This window comes from Sphingomonas sp. CCH5-D11 (assembly GCF_001557395.1).
Lineage (GTDB): Bacteria > Pseudomonadota > Alphaproteobacteria > Sphingomonadales > Sphingomonadaceae > Sphingomonas.
The window spans coordinates 1-3056 of sequence record NZ_LSKH01000146.1 but is presented as its reverse complement, the minus strand read 5'-3'; the positions used below and the strand labels follow the sequence as shown (position 1 = coordinate 3056).

The window sequence follows — 3056 nt, the reverse complement described above, 5'->3', positions numbered from 1 at the left end:
GACCGATCCGCCGTGACGGCCGGCACCCGCGTCATTTCGGACGAGATCCGCGTCAGGGTGACGGTGGAGCCGGGCAAGGGCTTCCTTGATCGCATGATCGCGCTGGTCGAGGGGGCGGAGCGGCAGAAGACGCCCAATGAAGTGGCGCTGACCATCCTGCTCGTCGGGCTGACCATCATCTTCCTGATCGCGGTCGGGACGGTGCCGGCCTTTGCCGCTTATGCCGGGGGCAGCATCCCCGTGGCGATCCTGGCCGCGCTGCTCATCACGCTGATCCCCACGACCATCGCGGCGCTGCTGTCGGCGATCGGCATCGCGGGCATGGACCGGCTGGTGCGGTTCAACGTGCTGGCGAAATCGGGCCGCGCGGTGGAGGCGGCGGGCGACGTCGACGTGCTGCTGCTCGACAAGACCGGCACGATCACGATCGGCGACCGCCAGGCGAGCGAGTTTCGCGCCGTGGGCGGGGCGAGCGAGGCGGAACTGGCCGAGGCCGCGCTCATGGCGAGCCTGGCGGACGAGACGCCCGAGGGCCGCTCCATCGTGGCGCTGGCGCGCGAGCGTTTCGGGCTGGAGCGGCAGATGCCGGCCAGCGCGGAGGTGATCCCCTTTACCGCGCAGACGCGCGTATCCGGCATCCGCGCCGGCGACACGCTGATCCAGAAGGGGGCGGTGGATTCGATCCTGCGCGCGCATCCGGGCGCCGGCGAGACGGCGGCGGCGACCGAGCTGCGCCGCATCACCGACGAGATCGGCCGCGCCGGCGGCACGCCGCTGGCGGTGGCGCGGGACGGGCGGCTGCTCGGCGCGATCTTCCTCAAGGACGTGGTGAAGGCGGGGATCCGCGAACGCTTCGGCGAGCTTCGGCAGATGGGCATCCGCACGGTGATGATCACCGGCGACAACCCGCTGACCGCCGCCGCCATCGCCGCCGAGGCGGGCGTCGACGATTTCCTCGCCCAGGCGACGCCGGAGGACAAGCTGGCGCTGATCCGCCAGGAACAGACCGGCGGCCGGCTGGTGGCGATGTGCGGCGACGGCACCAACGACGCGCCGGCGCTGGCGCAGGCCGATGTCGGCGTGGCGATGAACACCGGCACCCAGGCCGCGCGCGAGGCGGGCAACATGGTCGACCTCGACAGCGACCCGACCAAGCTGATCGAGGTCGTCGGCCTGGGCAAGCAATTGCTGATGACGCGCGGCGCGCTGACCACCTTTTCCGTCGCCAATGACGTGGCGAAATATTTCGCCATCATCCCGGCGATGTTCGTCGCGCTCTATCCGGGGCTGGGCGTCCTGAACGTGATGGGGCTGGCGACGCCCGAAAGCGCGATCCTCAGCGCGATCATCTTCAACGCGCTGATCATCCCCTGCCTGGTGCCGCTGGCGCTGAAGGGCGTGGCGTACCGGCCGATGGGCGCCGGCCCGCTGCTGGCGCGCAATCTCGCCATCTATGGCCTCGGCGGCCTGGTGGCGCCGTTCATCGGCATCAAGATCATCGACCTGTTGGTCGGCGGCCTCGGTCTCGCGTAAGGACAACAGAACATGGGTAAGGATTTCTCCTCCGCATTGCGGCCGGCGATCGTGATGACGATCCTGTTCGCCGCCCTGCTCGGCCTCGCCTATCCGCTGGCAATGACGGGGATCGGCCAGGCGCTGTTCCCGGAACAGGCAAACGGCAGCCTGGTGCGCGGCGCCAACGGCGCGGTGATCGGATCGCGCATCGTGGGCCAGGCCTTCACCGCCGATGGTTATTTCCGGACGCGCCCTTCGGCGGCGGGAAGCGGCTATGACGGGCTCGCCTCCTCGGGATCTAACCTCGGGCCAACGTCGCAGGCGCTGGCCGACCGGGTGCGCGCCGATGTCGCCGCGCGCCGGGCCGAGGGCGTGACGGGGCCGCTGCCGGCCGACCTTGCCACCGCCAGCGGATCGGGGCTCGACCCGGACCTGTCGCCCGAGGCTGCACTGGCGCAGGCGGCGCGCGTGGCGCGGGTGCGCGGGCTGCCGCCGGCGGAGGTGCGCGCGCTGGTGGCCGGTGAGACGCGCGCCTCGCCGCTGGGCGCGCCGCATGTGAACGTGCTGGCGCTCAACCAGGCGCTCGACCGGCTGGCGCGTGATCGCGGGCCGGGGGCGCGCAGCGACTGATGGCGGTTTCCGACTTCCCCTCCGACGGCATTCGCCCCGATCCCGATGCCCTTCTGCGCCAGGCGGTGCAGGAGGGCCGCGGCCGTTTGAAGATCTTTCTGGGGGCCGCGCCGGGCGTCGGCAAGACCTATGAGATGCTGGCCGAGGGCGCATCGCGGCGGCGCGACGGCGTGGACGTGGTGGTCGGCGTGGTGGAAACCCACGGCCGCGCCGAGACGGAGGCGCTCACCCGCGGGCTGGAGATCATGCCGCGGCGCGCCTCCGCCTATGAAGGGCGCACGCTGCACGAGATGGATCTGGACGCGATCCTCGCGCGGCGACCGCGCCTGGTGCTGGTCGACGAGCTGGCGCACACCAATGCGCCGGGCAGCCGCCATCCCAAACGATACCAGGATGTGGAGGAACTGCTCGCCGCCGGTATCGACGTTTATTCCACGGTCAACATCCAGCACGTCGAAAGCCTGAACGACGTCGTCGCCAGCTTCACCCGCATCCGCGTGCGCGAGACGGTGCCCGACCGGGTGCTGGAGATGGCGGAGATCGAGGTGGTCGACATCCCGCCCGACGAGCTGATCGAGCGGCTGAAGGCGGGCAAGGTCTATCTGCCGGAGGAAGCGACCCGCGCGCTGGGGCATTTCTTCTCCCGCTCCAACCTGTCCGCGCTGCGCGAGCTTGCGCTGCGCCGCGCCGCGCAGGCGGTGGACGCGCGGATGCTGGAGGACGTGCGCGCGCTGGGGCTGGGCGGCACCTGGGCGGGGAGCGAGCGGATCGTGGTGGCGATCAACGAGCTGCCCGGCGCGGACCTGATGGTGCGCGCGGCCAAGCGCGTCGCCGACGGGCTGCGCGCGCCCTGGACGGCGGTGTTCATCGAAACGCCGCGCGCGGCCGGCTTCACGCAGGACGAGCAGGGG

At 71.3% G+C, this 3056-nt stretch carries 2 protein-coding genes and 1 pseudogene; all 3 read left to right on the top strand.

Going from position 1 to position 3056, the window contains the following annotated elements:
* Positions 1-1533: potassium-transporting ATPase subunit KdpB (kdpB, locus tag AX702_RS09345; RefSeq protein WP_066778743.1), on the top strand; the 1533-nt coding region annotated here is incomplete at its 5' end.
* 12 nt (positions 1534-1545) lie between these two features.
* Complete coding sequence (gene kdpC, locus AX702_RS09340) at positions 1546-2145, top strand: potassium-transporting ATPase subunit KdpC (protein WP_066778742.1); 600 nt, start codon at positions 1546-1548, stop codon at positions 2143-2145.
* Positions 2145-3056 (top strand): annotated as a pseudogene (locus tag AX702_RS09335) (histidine kinase); the annotation flags it as partial. The gene kdpC and the pseudogene AX702_RS09335, both read left to right, overlap by 1 nt.

What these genes read in the sequence shown, in the direction of transcription:
- kdpC (WP_066778742.1), top strand. Translation starts at nt 1,546, where the DNA reads ATGGGTAAGGATTTCTCCTCCGCATTGCGGCCGGCGATCGTGATGACG.